Source organism: Xanthobacter sp. DMC12 (assembly GCF_056314105.1).
In genome coordinates, this window is record NZ_JBQUYZ010000007.1 from 130,680 (window position 1) to 145,126 (window position 14,447).

12 protein-coding genes are annotated in these 14,447 nt (G+C 68.7%); 3 read left to right on the forward strand and 9 right to left on the reverse strand.

Annotated features, from left to right (window positions below; genetic code table 11):
• The first annotated feature begins 19 nt into the window (after window positions 1–19).
• Window positions 20–1,618 carry a rhodanese-like domain-containing protein gene (locus ACT535_RS22210; protein ID WP_476366065.1) on the forward strand — a complete coding sequence of 533 codons (1,599 nt, stop codon included), beginning with the start codon at window positions 20–22 and terminating at the stop codon, window positions 1,616–1,618.
• A 30-nt stretch (window positions 1,619–1,648) separates the two neighbouring features.
• On the opposite strand, the gene ACT535_RS22215 is transcribed toward ACT535_RS22210, so the two are convergent.
• The 9 genes from ACT535_RS22215 to ACT535_RS22255 form a co-directional block, all read right to left on the reverse strand.
• A complete protein-coding gene (locus ACT535_RS22215) occupies window positions 1,649–2,380 on the reverse strand; it encodes an SDR family oxidoreductase (protein WP_476366066.1) in 732 nt (243 codons plus the stop codon).
• Window positions 2,381–2,434: 54 nt separating this feature from the next.
• The gene (locus ACT535_RS22220; RefSeq protein ID WP_476366067.1) at window positions 2,435–4,045 is read right to left on the reverse strand and encodes an ABC transporter substrate-binding protein; all 1,611 of its coding nucleotides are present in this window, start codon (window positions 4,043–4,045) and stop codon (window positions 2,435–2,437) included.
• Between the two features lie 29 nt (window positions 4,046–4,074).
• Window positions 4,075–5,226 carry an LLM class flavin-dependent oxidoreductase gene (locus ACT535_RS22225; protein ID WP_476366068.1) on the reverse strand — a complete coding sequence of 384 codons (1,152 nt, stop codon included), beginning with the start codon at window positions 5,224–5,226 and terminating at the stop codon, window positions 4,075–4,077.
• Window positions 5,227–5,275: 49 nt separating this feature from the next.
• Window positions 5,276–6,286 carry an ABC transporter ATP-binding protein gene (locus ACT535_RS22230; protein ID WP_476366069.1) on the reverse strand — a complete coding sequence of 337 codons (1,011 nt, stop codon included), beginning with the start codon at window positions 6,284–6,286 and terminating at the stop codon, window positions 5,276–5,278.
• Entirely contained in the window at window positions 6,283–7,305 is a 1,023-nt protein-coding gene (locus ACT535_RS22235; RefSeq protein WP_476366070.1) for an ABC transporter ATP-binding protein, read from the reverse strand. Before ACT535_RS22235 ends, ACT535_RS22230 begins: the two co-directional genes overlap by 4 nt.
• The gene (locus ACT535_RS22240) at window positions 7,302–8,219 is read right to left on the reverse strand and encodes an ABC transporter permease (protein ID WP_476366071.1); all 918 of its coding nucleotides are present in this window, start codon (window positions 8,217–8,219) and stop codon (window positions 7,302–7,304) included. Before ACT535_RS22240 ends, ACT535_RS22235 begins: the two co-directional genes overlap by 4 nt.
• The gene (locus ACT535_RS22245) at window positions 8,216–9,217 is read right to left on the reverse strand and encodes an ABC transporter permease (protein ID WP_476366072.1); all 1,002 of its coding nucleotides are present in this window, start codon (window positions 9,215–9,217) and stop codon (window positions 8,216–8,218) included. Before ACT535_RS22245 ends, ACT535_RS22240 begins: the two co-directional genes overlap by 4 nt.
• 1 nt (window position 9,218) lies before the next feature.
• Window positions 9,219–10,832, reverse strand: coding sequence for an ABC transporter substrate-binding protein (locus ACT535_RS22250; protein ID WP_476366073.1), 1,614 nt, complete (start codon window positions 10,830–10,832; stop codon window positions 9,219–9,221).
• 61 nt (window positions 10,833–10,893) lie between these two features.
• A complete protein-coding gene (locus tag ACT535_RS22255; protein ID WP_476366074.1) occupies window positions 10,894–12,135 on the reverse strand; it encodes an acyl-CoA dehydrogenase family protein in 1,242 nt (413 codons plus the stop codon).
• Between the two features lie 611 nt (window positions 12,136–12,746).
• Between ACT535_RS22255 and ACT535_RS22260 the strand changes: the two genes are divergently transcribed.
• Window positions 12,747–12,881 carry a helix-turn-helix domain-containing protein gene (locus ACT535_RS22260; protein ID WP_476366075.1) on the forward strand — a complete coding sequence of 45 codons (135 nt, stop codon included), beginning with the start codon at window positions 12,747–12,749 and terminating at the stop codon, window positions 12,879–12,881.
• A gap of 253 nt (window positions 12,882–13,134) precedes the next feature.
• Window positions 13,135–14,445: an NRAMP family divalent metal transporter gene (locus ACT535_RS22265; protein WP_476366076.1), complete on the forward strand. Its 1,311-nt coding sequence runs from the start codon at window positions 13,135–13,137 to the stop codon at window positions 14,443–14,445.
• The last annotated feature ends 2 nt before the right edge of the window (window positions 14,446–14,447 follow it).

The window sequence follows — 14,447 nt, forward strand, 5'->3', positions numbered from 1 at the left end:
GCGCCCCGAGGATTGACCCATGACCTATTCCGCCGCCGCGCCCTCCGCCGCCGTCCGTCTCGTGTCTCCGCAGGAGGTACAGGCGGCCCTGCGCGGCAGCGGGGAAATCGCCTTCCTCGACGTGCGCGAGGAGGGGCAGTTCGGAGAGGGACATCCCTTCTTCGCCGTCAACGCGCCCTACAGCCGGCTGGAGCTGGACATCGGTGCGCTGGTGCCGCGTCGTGCCACGCCCCTCGTGCTGCTGGACGCGGGCGACGGCCTCGCGGTGAAGGCCGCGCAGCGGCTGGCTGCGCTGGGCTACAGCGACTTTGCCGCCCTGGACGACGGCGTCGCGGCGTGGGTGGCGGCCGGCTACGAGGTCTACAAGAGCGTCAACAGCCGCCTGAAGGCCTTCGCGGAGGTGGTGGAGCATGCCTTCCATACCCCGGCCATCGAGGCCGACGAGCTCGCCCGCCTGAAGGGCGAGGGCGCTGACCTCGTGATCCTCGACAGCCGCACGCCCGAGGAATTCGCGCGCTTCCATGTGCCCGGCGCCATCAGTTGCCCGGGGGCGGAACTGGTGGAGAAGTTCGACGCCTTCGTGCGCGGGCCGGAGCAGCTTGTGGTCGTCTCATGCGCCGGCCGCACGCGGGGCATCATCGGCGCGCAGAGCCTCATCGATGCGCAGGTGCCGAACCGGGTGGTGGCGCTGAAGGGCGGCACGCAGGGCTGGCGCCTCGCGGGGCTGACGCTGGAGTCCGGCGCCGTCCCGGTGGAGCCGGTGCCGGACCACGAGGCCGCCCGCGCCCGGGCCGAGGCCGTCCGCGTGCGATATGGCGTGCCGCTGGTGAATGCCGCGACCCTCGACCGCTGGCGCGGCGCGGAAGCGGGTGGCCGCACCACCTTCCTCTTCGACCTGCGCGATGCCGCCGAGCGCGCCGCCCAACCCATTCCCGGCGCGGTGCCGGCACCCGGCGGGCAGCTGGTGCAGTCGCTGGACAAATGGGTGGGCGTGCAGCACGCGCGCATCGTGCTGATCGACGCCGATGGCGTCCGGGCGCGCCTCACCGCCCACTGGCTGATCCAGCTCGGCGAGGATGTGCATGTATTCGAGGGGACGCCCGCCGATATTGCCGGGGCGGGCGAAGTGGCGAAATCCGCCATTCCGGCCGTGCCCCGCGTTTCCGCGCAGGAGGCGTCGTCCCTGCTGAAGGACGGCGCGCGGGCGCTCTCGCTCGATGCCAGTGCCGCCTATCGCGCGGGCCATGCGGCCGGGGCACTGTGGACCATCCGTCCGCGCCTTCCGGCACTCCCGGCGGACGTGCTGGCGGCGCCCGCTCTCGTGCTGTTTGCGGCCGATCCCGGCGTGGCCGATCTGGCGGCGCTCGATCTTGCCGAACTCACCGGCGGGCGGATCGTCGCGGTGGAAGGCGGCCTGGCGGCGTGGCGTGAGGCGGGTCTGCCGGTGGAGGCGAGCCCGTCCAGCCCGCCGGACGCCGAGCGCATCGATTATCTGTTCTGGGCGCACGACCGGCACGACGGCAATCCGGACGCCATGCGCACCTATCTCGGCTGGGAGGAGCAGCTTCCCGGACAGGTGGCGGCGGAAGACGGCGGCGGATTTCGGCTGGTGGTGTGAGGGGTACCGCTCGCGGCGGCGAAGATTATCTCAAGACGCGAGGTGGCCGCCGTCGATGTCGAGCACGGTGCCGGTGGAGAAGGGGTTGGTGAGGAGATAGAGGATGGCCTGCGCCACCTCCTCCGGCCGCCCCGGCCGCCCGGCGGGAATGGCCGCTGCGACCTTGGCCAGCGTCGCCGCCCGCTCCGGGCCGCCATGGCCCGGCGTGTCGATATAGCCTGGCGCAACCGCATTCACGCGGATGGGCGCGAGCGAGACGGCAAGGCTGCGCGCCAGCGCCTCCACGGCGCCGTTGATGGCGGCAGGGAAGGCCATGGTGCCGATGCCCCGGCGGCTGGAGATGCCGGACACCAGAACGATGGAGCCGCCCGGCCGGATCAGCGGCGCGCCGGAGCGCACTGCATGCACCTGCCCCCAGAACTTGGAATCGAAGGAGGCGCGGGCCTCATTGAGGTCCGCCTGCAGCAGCGGCTTGCGCACCACATGCGCCGCCGTCGTCACGAGGTGGTCGAACGGACCGACCTGCCCGAAGAAATCGGCCACCGCTTCGGCATCGGCGATGTCGAGGCTGGCGCCGGACGCTCTGGCGCCCAGACGCTCCACCGCTCCGGCGACCCGTGCCGGGTCCCGGCTCGCCACCACCACCTCGGCCCCTTCCGCCACCGCCGCCTCGGCTGTGGCAAAGCCGATGCCCTTGGTGCCGCCGATGACGACGACGCGCCGGTCGGCGAGGGCGGAGTTGTGCGGCGGAACCTGAGACATGACGCATCCCTTGTGCGGCTTGGACAGGGTTCGGGACGGGCGGATGTTCCGCGTTCAGCCCCGCACGGCTCCCGGCGCCGGCTCCAGCCAGGCGTCCGCGAAGGAGGAATAGACGCCGATGGGGCCGACATTCACGCCCTTCAGGCGGCTCGACCACACCCGGAACTGCTTCAGTTCCAGCAGGGAGATGGAGGGCACCTCGGTCTGCACGATCAGCTGGAACTCGCCCAGCAGCGCCTTGCGCTTCTGCGGGTCCGGCTCCACCGCCGCGGCCTCGAGCAGGGCATCCACCTTGGGATTTGAATAGCCGGATGCATTGGACCACGCCGAACCCGGCCGGATGGTCTGCGACCAGAAGCGGCGCTGAACACCGATCTGGGGGTCGGCGAAGGCGGCGTAATAGGCGTTCAGCGTGTCGAAGTCGTATTCGGTGTAGATCTTCCGCAGGAAGGTCGGCAAGTCGTAGTTCAGCAACTCCACTTCGATGCCGACCTTCTTCAACTGCTGGCGGATGAACTCGCCCGAGCGCTTGAAGTCGTCGCCATAGGGAATGCTGGCGTGGTTGAAGCGCAGCCGCACGCCGTCCGGCCCGCGCTTGAGGCCGGCCTCGTCCAGCAGCGCCTCGGCCTTCTTCGGATCATAGTCGTATTGGGGCAGCCCGGTGGCTGCGAACGCGGTCTGGAACGCCGGCACGGGGCCGGTGGCGGGCTCGGCAAAGCCGTACCAGACGGTTCGCGCCAGCGCCTTCTTGTCGATGGCGAGGGCGATGGCCCGGCGCACCCGCACATCCTGGAACTGGGGACGGCGCATGTTGAAGTCGAGGAAGAAAACTGGCGCCACCGCCTCCCAGCCGCGCGTTTCCACCACGAGGTCCGGCCGCTTGGCGAGCCGCTCCACGTCCGAGAGCGGCACCGGGCTAAGCGGCACGTACTGCGCCTCGCCGGTCTCCAGCGCGGCGGCGCGGGCGCCGGCATCGGGCACGAAGCGGAAGGTGAGCCGGTCGAGATAGGGCTTTCCGGCGTCCCAATAGTTCGGGTTGCGCTCCAGCGTCACGTGGCTGCCGCGCACCCATTCCTTGAAGATGAACGGACCCGTCCCGATGGGCTTCGTATTCCACGGATTGGTGAGCGGATCGGTGCCCTCATAGAGGTGCTTCGGCAGGATCTGCGTCTCGCTGGAATTGAGCGCGGACCAGATCACCGGCGAGGGCTTCGCCAGCCGCAGGATGACGGTGTGGTCGTCGGGCGTCTCGATGTCCTGAAGCTGGGAATAGGTGCCGATGCCGCGCGGGTGGGTCTTCTTCACCACCTCCAGGATCGAATACTTCACGTCGGCAGCAGTGAAGGGAACGCCGTCGTGCCAGGTGACGCCCTTGCGCAGGCGGAAGGTGATGGAGCGGCCGTCGGGCGCCTGCTCGTAGCTCTCGGCGAGCTGGGGACGCGGTGCGCCCGTGCCGTCATAGGTCACGAGGCCATCGTACACGTTGATCGCGATGACGATGGTGGGGTTGGACACCGTGAGCCCGAGGGTCTGCGGCTCCGGCACCACGATGGAGACGAGGTGTCCGCCACGGACGGGCGAACCGTCCGCGGCGCGCGCAATCGGCACGGCCGCAAGGGAGGCGCCGGCCGCAGCAAGGCGCAGGATGTCGCGTCGGTTCAGCATGGGCAGCCTCCGTTCGGTCGTATGAGAGTTCAGATGCGCAGCCCGGCCTGCTTCAGCAGCGGCAGCACCGCTTCGCCGAAGAAGTCGAGGTCGGGCTTGAAGTCGAAGAAGGCGAGCTGAACGCCGTCGATGCCGGCCTGCTTCAGGCGGATGAGCTTGTCCGCCACCTGCTCGGGCGAGCCGATGATCTGGATGTTGCCACCGAGCACCCGGTGCTCGCCCTTGTGGTTCTTCCAGGCCTGGCTGTCGCCGGCGGCGTGGTGGGCGAGGAAGCCCTCCACCGCTCCGGTGTCGGCATGGGCGAGGATGGCGGCGTGATACGCCTTCGCCTCCTGCTCGGTCGGCCGGCAGACGATCATCGGGTTGATGATGGCGCGCACCTCGCGCCCGGCCGCCTTGGCGCGGCCCTTGAGGTTTGCCACGTGGTCCGGCAACGCCGCGAGCGCCGCCTCGATCTCCGCCCCCGCCGGGCTGGTGATGAACACGAGGTCGGAATGCTGGGCCGCATAGTCGAAGCCGGCGGGCGAGCCGGTGGCGTTGACGAGGATCGGACGGCCATATTTGGGCCGCGGCGAGACGAACGCTTCATTGAGCTTCCAGAATTCACCGTCGATGGTGATGTTCTCGGTGGACGCCCACAGCCGCTCGACGATGCCGATGAATTCCGCTGCCCGCGCATAGCGTGCGTCGTGCTCGATCTGGGTGGTGCCGAACATCTTTGGCTCGCGCGGGGCGTAGCCGGTGACCATGTTGATGCCGAAGCGCCCGCCCGAGATATGGTCCAGCGTCGCGGCGAATTTGGCGAGGTGCAGCGGGTGCCACGGCCCGTAGAGGATGTGGATGGTGGAGATGAGGATAATGCGGCTCGTCACCGAGGACAGGGCCGCCACGGTCACGAACGGGTCGATGGCCTGCTCGCGATACTTCAGCTCGCCGCCATAGCCGTCCTTGCCGATCCACTGGGCGAGGCCGAAGGCGAGGTCGAAGCCCAGTTCCTCGGCCTTGAGGGTGAGCGCCTTGTTGTAGTCGAAGGTCCAGTCGGTGGTGCGCGGCAGGGTCGAGGGCGACCAACCGCCGTTCTGGATGGGCAGGAACAGGCCGAGCAGCAGCGGCTGCTTCAGCGCCTGCGCGAGGGGACTTTCGGGATAGTCCGCGGGCGAAATGGTGATGCGTGCGGTCATGGTCGGGTCTCCGGATCGGCGCGGTTACGCCGGACGGGCAGGCAGAGGGTCAGGCCGGCTGCAACGCAGCGCTGGCGTTTGGCGCGGGCACGGCGCCGGATGCGAGATGGCAGGCCACGAGATGGCCGTCGCCCCCATCGCTCAGGGCCGGCGCATCAATGGCGCAGCGAGCGACGGCGATGGGACAGCGGGTGTGGAAGCGGCAGCCCTTGGGCGGGGAAAAGGGGCTCGGCAGGTCGCCGCCGACGATGGACTTGTCGGCGATGCGGCTCGTTGTCGGGTCCATGCGCGGCAGCGCCTCGATGAGCGCGCGGGTGTAGGGATGGAGCGGCGCGCGCCACAGCGTCTCGCGCGGGGCCAGCTCGACGATGCGGCCGAGATACATGATGGCCACCCGGTCGGCGATGTGCTCCACCACCGAGAGATCGTGGCTGATGAAGAGATAGGCGACGGAGGTTTCGCGCTGCACCTTGCGCAGGAGGTTCAGCACCTGCGCCTGCAGCGACACATCCAGCGCCGACACCGGCTCGTCGCAGACGATCACCGCGGGATCGAGGGCAAGCGCGCGGGCGATGCCGATGCGTTGGCGCTGGCCGCCGGAGAATTCATGCGGCAGCCGGTCGATGAATTCCGGCCTCAGGCCCACCGCCTCCATGAGGCTCGCCACCCGGGCGCGCCGCTCGGCCTTGCCGCGCACGCCGTTCAGCTTCAGGGGCGTCTCAAGGATGGTGCCCGCGCGCTGGCGCGGATCGAGGGCGCCCATGGGGTCCTGAAACACCATCTGCACCTTGGGGCGGAGCGCCCGGCGTTCGCGGGCGGTGAGGCGCGTGATGTCGTGCCCCTCCACCTTCAGCGCGCCGGACGTGGGCTCGACCAGTTGCACGATGGCCTTGGCGAGGGAGGACTTGCCGCAGCCGGATTCCCCCACCAGCCCCAGCGTCTCGCCGGGGCGGATGGCGAAGGACACGCCGTCCACCGCCGAGAGGGGACCCCGGCCGGTGCGGTAGGAGACCACGAGGTCGCGCACTTCCAAAGCGGGCGTCTCAACGGGCGCGCTCATGCCGGCACGCCTTCCAGGACGGGCGCGTGGGGCTTCTCCCCCGCGAGGTGATCGAGGTGGAGGCAGGCGACGCTGCCTTCGCCGCCGACGCTTTCCAGCACGGGCTGGAGCCGCGCGCAGGCCTCGTCCGCATGGGCGCAGCGCGGCGCGAACGCGCAGCCGGGTGGGAGGTCGGCGAGGGAGGGCACGATGCCGGGGATTTCGTCCAGCAGCTCGCGCCGAAGGCCCGGCGTCGGGCGGGCGCGCATCAGGGCGCGTGTGTAGGGGTGGAGCGGACGGGCGAACAGATCGGCCACCGGACGCTCCTCCACCTTGCGGCCGGCATACATCACCAGCACGCGGTCCGCCGTTTCCGCCACCACGCCGAGGTCATGGCTGATAAGCAGCAGGCTCATGCCGAACTCCCTCTGGAGCGAGACGATGAGCTTCAGGATCTGCGCCTGCACGGTGACATCGAGGGCGGTGGTGGGCTCGTCGGCGATCAGAAGGCGAGGATTGGCAGCGATGGCGATGGCGATCATCACCCTTTGGCGCATCCCGCCGGAGAAGTGGTGCGGATAGTCGTCCGCCCGGCGCTGCGGCTCGGGAATGCGCACGAGGTCGAGCAGCTCCACCGCGCGCCGGTGTAGGGCGGGGCCGCGCAGGCTCGTGTGGCGCTTCAGGCTCTCGATGATCTGGTCGGCCACCGTGCGCACCGGGTTCAGCGCCGAGAGCGGGTCCTGGAAGATCATGGCGATGCGGTTGCCGCGCACGTCGCGCATGGCGCGCTCGGAGAGGGCCAGGAGGTCCGTGCCCTCGAACCGCACATGGCTTCCGGAAATCTCCGCCGGCGGCGAGCGGAGCAGGCGCAGCAACGCCATGGCCGTTACCGACTTGCCGCAGCCGCTCTCGCCGACGATGGCGAGCGTCTCGCCGGCCGCGATGTGGAACGAGAGGCGATCCACCGCCGTGAGCCGGCCGGACGGGGTGCGGAAGCGGACGGTGAGGTCCTTAACGTCGAGGAGGGCAGGGCGGCTCATGTCAGCGACACCCGCGGGTTGAGCACGTCGTTGAGGCCGTTGCCGAGCAGGTTCAGCGCCATGACGGTGAGCGAGATGGCAAGGCCGGGCAGCGCGGTCATGTACCAGGCGGTGCGCAGCACCTCGCGGCCCGAGCCGATCATGCTGCCCCAGGAGATCAGGTTCGGATCGCCGAGCCCGAGGAAGGAGAGCGCCGCCTCGGTGAGGATGGCGGAGGCGACGAGGATCGAGCCCGCCACCACCACCGGCGAGATGGCGTTGGGCAATATGTGGGTGAGGATGATGCGGAAATGCCCCATGCCCATCACCCGCGCCGCCTGCACGAATTCCGCATCGCGCAGGCGCAGCGCCTCGGCCCGCACCAGCCGCGCGACCTGCGGCCAGGAGGTGATGGCGATGCCGAGCACGATGGACGTGACCGAGGGCGTGAGGATCGCCACCACCACCACCACGAACACCAGCGGCGGCATGGTCTGGAACACTTCGGTGATGCGGGTGAGCACCTGGTCCACCCAGCCGCCGAAGTAGCCGGACAGCGCCCCGAACACGACGCCCAGCGCCACCGCGAGCCCCGCCGCGGCGAGGCCCACGGCCAGCGACACCCGCGCCGCATAGACGAGGCCGACGAGGATGTCCCGGCCCAGCATGTCGGTCCCGAGGGGATATTCCGCCGAGGTGAAGGGCCAGATGAAGGGTCGGGCGACCATGTCGAGCGGGTCGACCGGGAAGATCTGGCCCGCGAAGAGCGCGGCGCCGGCCACCAGCGCGAGGCCGATGCTGCCGGCAAGGGCCGTGCGGCTGCGCAGGAAGCGATAGCCGAAGGAGGAAGCGCGCACCGCGCGGCGCGGCTTCGGCGCGGCGGGGGCGGCCTCCCCGGCGGCGCGGGGAAGGATGTCGGTGGCGTCGAGGCTCATCGCACGTCGATCCTCGGGTCGAGCAGGGCGTAGACAAGATCGGTCGCGAGGTTCGAGACGATCACCAGGAAGGAGGAGAAGAACAGCACGCCCAGCAGCAAATTGATGTCGCGCTGGAACACCGCGTCGAAGGCGAGCCGGCCCATGCCTGGCCAGGCGAACACAGTCTCGATCACCACCGAGCCCGAGAGCAGCGTGCCGAGCTGCAGGCCGGTCATGGTGACGATGGGCAGGAGCGCGTTGCGCAGCACGTGGCGCACGGCGATGGGCAAGGGCGCGATGCCCTTGGCGCGGGCCGTGCGCACGAAGTCCAGCTCCTGCACTTCCAGCATGGCGGAGCGGGTGAGGCGCGTGTAGATGGCGATGTAGAAGAAGGCCAGCGACAGCACCGGCAGCACCATGTGCAGCGCCACGTCGCCCACCGCCGCAAGGCCGGTGTACGTCTGCTGCAGGTCGCGCATGCCGCCCGCCGGAAGCCATCGCAATTCCACCGAGAACAGCACGATCAGCATCAGCCCCACCCAGAAGAGGGGTGTGGCAAAGCCGACAGTGGAGACCGCGGAGAGCACGCCGTCCGGCCAGCGCCCGCGCCATTGCGCGCTGATGGCGCCGAACAGGATGCCGAGCGCCACCGCCACCACGAGGCTGGAGAGCATGAGCAGCGCCGTGTTGGGCGCGCGGGACAGGATGAGGTCCAGCACCGGCATGGAATTTCTGAACGAATAGCCGAGATTGAGCTGGAACAGCTGGCCCATGTATTTGAAGAACTGGACGGCCAGCGGCTGGTCGAGCCCGAACTGCTGGCGCAGCATGGCCATGTATTCGGGCGTCGCGGAGCCCGCTTCCCCGGCCATCACCTCGGCGAGGTCGCCGGGGGCGAGGCGCAGGAAGAAGAAGTTCAGCACCACGATGGCGAGGATGGTGGGCACCACCTGCACCACGCGCAGGCCGAGATAGCGCAGCACCCGCCCCTCGGGCAGTTGAAGGGCGCGCGCCACCTCAGGCCCCCACCCAGACGGTCTTCAGCGACTGGTAGCCGCCGAACGGGGCAAGATCGATGCCCGAGAGCTTGGCCGAATAGGCGCGATAGAAGGTGAGTTCCAGGAGGTTCACAGACGGCAGCTTCACCTGCGCGAGGCGCTGCAATTCGCGGATGTCGGCGTTGCGCTTCTCCACGTTGCCCTCGGTCTGGATGCGCTCGATGACCGCGTCGATCTCCGCGTCCGCCACGCCCGAGGCGTTGGAGGAGGGCGTGCCCTTCTTGATGGCCTGGCTCCAGTAGCGCCGCTGCACGCCGATCTGCGGGTCCGGATAGGCGGAATACCAGGCGCTGTGGGTGTCGAAATCGTACTCGGTGAAAACGACCTTGATGTAAGTGGGCAGATCGTAGTTGCGCAGAGTGACTTCGACGCCGATGCGCTTCAGCGCCTGCTTGAAGTATTCGCCCGCCCGCCGGTAATCCTCGCCATAGGCGGAGGGGATGTGGTCGATGCGCAGGCGCACCCCGTCCGCCCCCTTCTTCAGGCCGGCGGCATCCAGCAGGGCTTCGGCCTTGGCGATGTTGTAGTCGTATTGCGGAAGATCGGGCGCGAAGAACTGGGTCTGGTAGCTGGGTACGGGACCCTGGGCGGGCTTGGCGAGGCCGTAGAACACGGTTTCGGCCAGCGCCTTGCGGTTCAGCGCATGGGCGAAGGCCTGGCGCACACGGATGTCGCCGAACGGCTCGCGGCGCAGGTTGAAATCGAAGAAATACATAGGCGCCGGCCCCTCGAAGCCGCGCGTTTCCACCACGAGGTCCTTGGACGCCTTGATGCGCGCCACGTCCGAAAGAGGCACGGGATTGAGCGGGATGTATTGCGCCTCGCCGGTCTCCAGCGCCGCCGCGCGCGAGGCGGGATCGCGGATGATGCGGAATACCACCTTGTCGAGGTATGGCCGGCCCTTGTCCCAATAGTTCGGGTTGCGCTCCAGCACGATGCGCTCGCCCTTGACCCACTCCTTGAAGATGAAGGCGCCGGTGCCGACGGGCCTGCCGTTCAGGGGATTGGTGAGGGGGTTGGTGCCCTCGTAGAGATGCTTGGGCAGGATCTGCGTCTCGGTGCCGTTAAAGGCCGCCCATACCACCGGCGAAGGGCGCGAGAAGCGCAGCACGGCCGTATAGGGATCGGGCGTGTCCACGGTGGTGAGATTGGCGAACACCGCATTGCCACGCGGGTGCACCTTCTTCGTCACCTCCATCAGGGAATAGGCGACGTCCGCGGAGGTGAAGGGCGTGCCGTCATGCCAAGTCACGTCATTCCTGAGACGGAAGGTGATGACGGTGCCGTCCGCCGAGGTTTCCCAGGAGGTGGCGAGGCTGGGCCTCAGCTTGAAGCCTTCGTCATATTCCACCAGTCCATCGAAGATGTTGGCGGAGACCGCCACCGCCGGCGCCGAGATGGTCAGGCCGGCGACGAGGCCGGCCGGCTCGGGATCGAGCACCGCGACGAGCGTGCCGCCGGTGGCCGGGGCCGCGCCCGCGCGGCGCGCGGCAGCCGGCAGGAGGAGGGAGGCGCCCGCGCCTGCAAGGAATGTGCGGCGGGACGGGGCAAAGGTGTCGAACGGGGACGTCATCGGGTCTTCGGGTCTCGGATGGGCGTGGGGCAGTGGGGGCCGGGTCGCGCCGGCCCGCCGCTCAGAAGAAGCTGGAAGGCGGCAGGGGCGTGCCGTCGATGGCGTTGAGCCCGAGGAGGCGCGCCTTGTAGGAGCGCGGATTGTGCGAGGCGAGGGTGCGGGCGTTGCGCCAGTGGCGGTCGAGATTGACCGCGCGGTGGGCCGCCGAGGCGCCGCCCACGTCGAACAACTGGGTTGCCGAGCGCAGGGTGAGATCATCGATGATGACCTTGGCGCGGGCCGCCTTCAGCGCTGCCCCATGGGCCGCCGCGTTCACCTCGTCTGAGGGCGCGCCCGCGGCGCGCAGCGCATCCGTCGCGTCGAGGGCATCGGCGGTGGCGAGCACCAGCGCTTCCGCCGCATAGGCTGCCGCTGAAATCTCGCCCAGCGCCTGCTGGAGGATCGGGTCTTCGGTGGCCAACGGTGCCGGGGCGAAGAAATAGGTGTGCTTGCGGCTCTTGAGCAGCGCCGTCGCATCCCGCAGCACGGCGGCGAGGATGCCGGCATTCACCGTCGTCAGGTAGAGCTGAGGCAGGGTGCTGGAATAGGCCGTGCCGTAGCCGACGCCCGTGCCGTCCGGCACCACTTCGTGCGGCTCGACACGCACGTCGTTGAAGATGGTGGTGCCCGAGCCGGTGAGGCGCTGGCCGATGCCATCCCAGTCATCGACGATCTCGATGCCCTCGCGCTTCACCGGCAGGATGAGGGAGGCGTTGCCGCCCTCCGGCGTTGCCACGCGCACCAGCACGAGGTCGGAGAAGATGGTGCCGGTGGAATAGTATTTGCGGCCGCTGATGCGCCAGCCGTCGCCGTCCGGCCGCAACACGGCGGCGAAGGGCGAGCCGCCCACCACCTTGGCGTCGCTCTCCGTATTGGCGAGGCCGACGATGGCCCCTTCCGCCACGGCGCGCCGCCAGCCCTCCTCGGCGGCGTTGCGCGGGGTGCGGGCGTAGCGCTCCACGAAGGTGAAATGATTGCGCAGGATGTGCGCCACGTTGGCATCCGCCGTTGCGAGCCGCAGCACCACGCCGAACAGTTCTCGGAACGAGGCTCCGGCCCCGCCCGCCTCCACCGGCAGGCGCAGGGCGCCGAGCTTTGCCGAGCGGATCAGCCCCAGCGGCTCGTGCGGCAGGATGCGCTCATATTCGCGCTGGGCCGCGCCCTCCGCGATCGTGTCGAACAGGGCATCCAGCGCCGGCGCGTCCGGGCGGAGCGGTCCGCCGTGAGAGGTCGCGGCGGAAGAAGGGACGACGATTTCGTTCATGGCGGGGTCCGAAGTGGCGGGTCCGACGGAAAAGAGCGTTGGAAACGGCCGGAGGGGCACCCGGCGCTTCGAGCGGAGAAGGCTTCGCAGGCCAGGCTCAGCACCGGGAATCCCGGTCCGGCGGCACGCACCAGCGAAGGAACAGTCAGCATAGCTCTTAAATTTAGTTTGTCGATATTTTTAATGTAAATAAATGCCTGCGAGTTGGACGTACAATGGCCGTGCGGCCCGGCACGGGGCGTCGGGTTGATGGGAACGCGGACCACGAAATCCCCTTCTGCGGTCTTTGGCGGAGATGGGATGCTTGAGGGCAGGCGCGCCCCGAGCCGCAGGAGTGCAGCTGAACTCTTCACGTTCGTCGGGCTCGGCGCCCGGCCTCTCCCGCCCCGGCGATGAGGCCGGGGCGGGGAGGGGGCAGAGCCGGTAGCCGCGACTGCTCTGGATGCGCTTGAGGGCGGTTTCCAGCGCGTCCACGTCGTCGGTCGTGTTTTAGAAGGCGAGGGAGGGCCGCACCGCGCTCTCCAGCCCGAACCGGCAGAGGATGGGCTGGGCAGGCGCAGGGTGGTGAAGCCGGCCTCCTTCAGGGCGGCGATCTCGGCACGGGGCAGGCGGTGGAAGAGGCCCTTCTAATGCGCGCCCTGCGCCGCTGTAACGGCAATGCATCTGCCGCAGCCCGGATGCTGAAGATGGGGCCCGGCCAGTTCGAATACCGCATTCGCAATTTGATGTACCGCTCGGACGATTGAGACACCGACGAGCGTGCCACGCCGGCGCGTTTAGGACGGCAACGCCCTGCTACCGGCGTGCTGCGCGCGCAGCCAGGCCCGCATCCCTAATCCGGCCGCATGGTACAATTATAGCGCTTCGGATGACGTCGCGGCCATCGGTCTGGGCAGGATTGCCTCACCCTGGCGAGCAGCGTTTTCTGTGACCGCCATCCGTTGCCGGCATCCTCCGGCGGCATGGTGCAGGTCGTTGGACGCCGGGAAGAGATAGCCGATGACGGACCTGAACAAGGGCGCCACCTGCGGGATAGACGCAGGGTCCAAGCCATCGATCTGGCTGCGCCTGAAGATGCTGACCGTGTCCCGTCTTGGTCCGGGACTTGTGACCGGTGCGGCCGACGATGATCCAAGCGGCATTGCGACCTACAGCCAGATCGGCGCCCAGTTCGGCTATGCGTTCGCTTGGACTATGCTGTTCAGCTTTCCGCTCATGGCGGTCATTCAGGCGATCAGCGCGCGCATCGGCTGCGTGACCGGGCGAGGCATCGCCCGGAACCTGCGCCTGCACTATTCGCCCTGGCTGTTGCGGGTGGTCATCGTTCTGCTGCTCATCGCCAACGTGATCAATCTCGGCGCCGATCTCGGGGCCATGGCAGCGGCGCTCGGACTGCTGGTCGGCGGCCCGGAGCACCTCTATGTGGCGGGGTTCGCCATCGTCTGCGTTCTGCTTGAAACCTTCATGAGCTATGCGCGCTACGCCGCGGTTCTGAAATGGGCCACGCTTTCGCTGTTTGCCTATGTCGCGGTGGCTTTCGCCGCGCATGTCGATTGGCCGGTGGCGCTGGCGAGCACCTTTGTCCCGCGCATCGCGTTCGACGGCGATCACGCCATGGCGCTGGTCGCCGTCCTCGGAACTACCATCAGCCCCTATCTGTTCTTCTGGCAGGCGGGACAGGAGGTCGAGGAATTGCGCAGGCGCCACGTCAAGCCGCTCTGCGTCGCCCCGCGCGATGCGGGCCCCGAACTCGCGCGCATTCGCACCGACACCTTCGTCGGCATGGGATTTTCCAATCTCATCGCCCTGTTCATCATGCTCGCTACCGCGGCGACCCTCCATGCCAGCGGCGTGACCGATATCCAGACCTCCTCCCAGGCTGCCGAGGCGCTGCGACCCATCGCCGGCCCACTGACCTTTGCGCTTTTCGCAGCCGGCATCATCGCGACCGGCATGCTGGCCGTGCCGGTGCTGGCCGGGTCGGCGGCTTATGGCGTCAGCGAGCTTTTCGGCTGGCCCGAGGGGCTTGATCGGCGGCCCATGGAAGCCAAGGCCTTCTATGCGATCATCGCCGCCGCGACGCTCGGGGGTGTTGCACTGAACTTCACGCACCTGGACCCCGTGAAGGCGCTTTACTGGAGCGCCGTGGTCAATGGCGTGCTCGCCGCCCCGATGATGGCGGTGATGATGGTGATCTCGATGAACCCGCGCCTCATGGGCCGCCTGACCCTTCCGCTCCCCATGCTGCTGGTGGGCTGGCTTGCGACCATCGTGATGGCCGCCGCCTCCATCGGCTTGTTCGTCCTGTAGCT

What these genes read in the sequence shown, in the direction of transcription:
- ACT535_RS22235 (WP_476366070.1), bottom strand. Translation starts at nt 7,305, where the DNA reads ATGAGCCGCCCTGCCCTCCTCGACGTTAAGGACCTCACCGTCCGCTTC.
- ACT535_RS22215 (WP_476366066.1), bottom strand. Translation starts at nt 2,380, where the DNA reads ATGTCTCAGGTTCCGCCGCACAACTCCGCCCTCGCCGACCGGCGCGTC.
- ACT535_RS22240 (WP_476366071.1), bottom strand. Translation starts at nt 8,219, where the DNA reads ATGAGCCTCGACGCCACCGACATCCTTCCCCGCGCCGCCGGGGAGGCC.
- ACT535_RS22255 (WP_476366074.1), bottom strand. Translation starts at nt 12,135, where the DNA reads ATGAACGAAATCGTCGTCCCTTCTTCCGCCGCGACCTCTCACGGCGGA.
- ACT535_RS22265 (WP_476366076.1), top strand. Translation starts at nt 13,135, where the DNA reads ATGACGGACCTGAACAAGGGCGCCACCTGCGGGATAGACGCAGGGTCC.
- ACT535_RS22225 (WP_476366068.1), bottom strand. Translation starts at nt 5,226, where the DNA reads ATGACCGCACGCATCACCATTTCGCCCGCGGACTATCCCGAAAGTCCC.
- ACT535_RS22250 (WP_476366073.1), bottom strand. Translation starts at nt 10,832, where the DNA reads ATGACGTCCCCGTTCGACACCTTTGCCCCGTCCCGCCGCACATTCCTT.
- ACT535_RS22230 (WP_476366069.1), bottom strand. Translation starts at nt 6,286, where the DNA reads ATGAGCGCGCCCGTTGAGACGCCCGCTTTGGAAGTGCGCGACCTCGTG.
- ACT535_RS22220 (WP_476366067.1), bottom strand. Translation starts at nt 4,045, where the DNA reads ATGCTGAACCGACGCGACATCCTGCGCCTTGCTGCGGCCGGCGCCTCC.
- ACT535_RS22210 (WP_476366065.1), top strand. Translation starts at nt 20, where the DNA reads ATGACCTATTCCGCCGCCGCGCCCTCCGCCGCCGTCCGTCTCGTGTCT.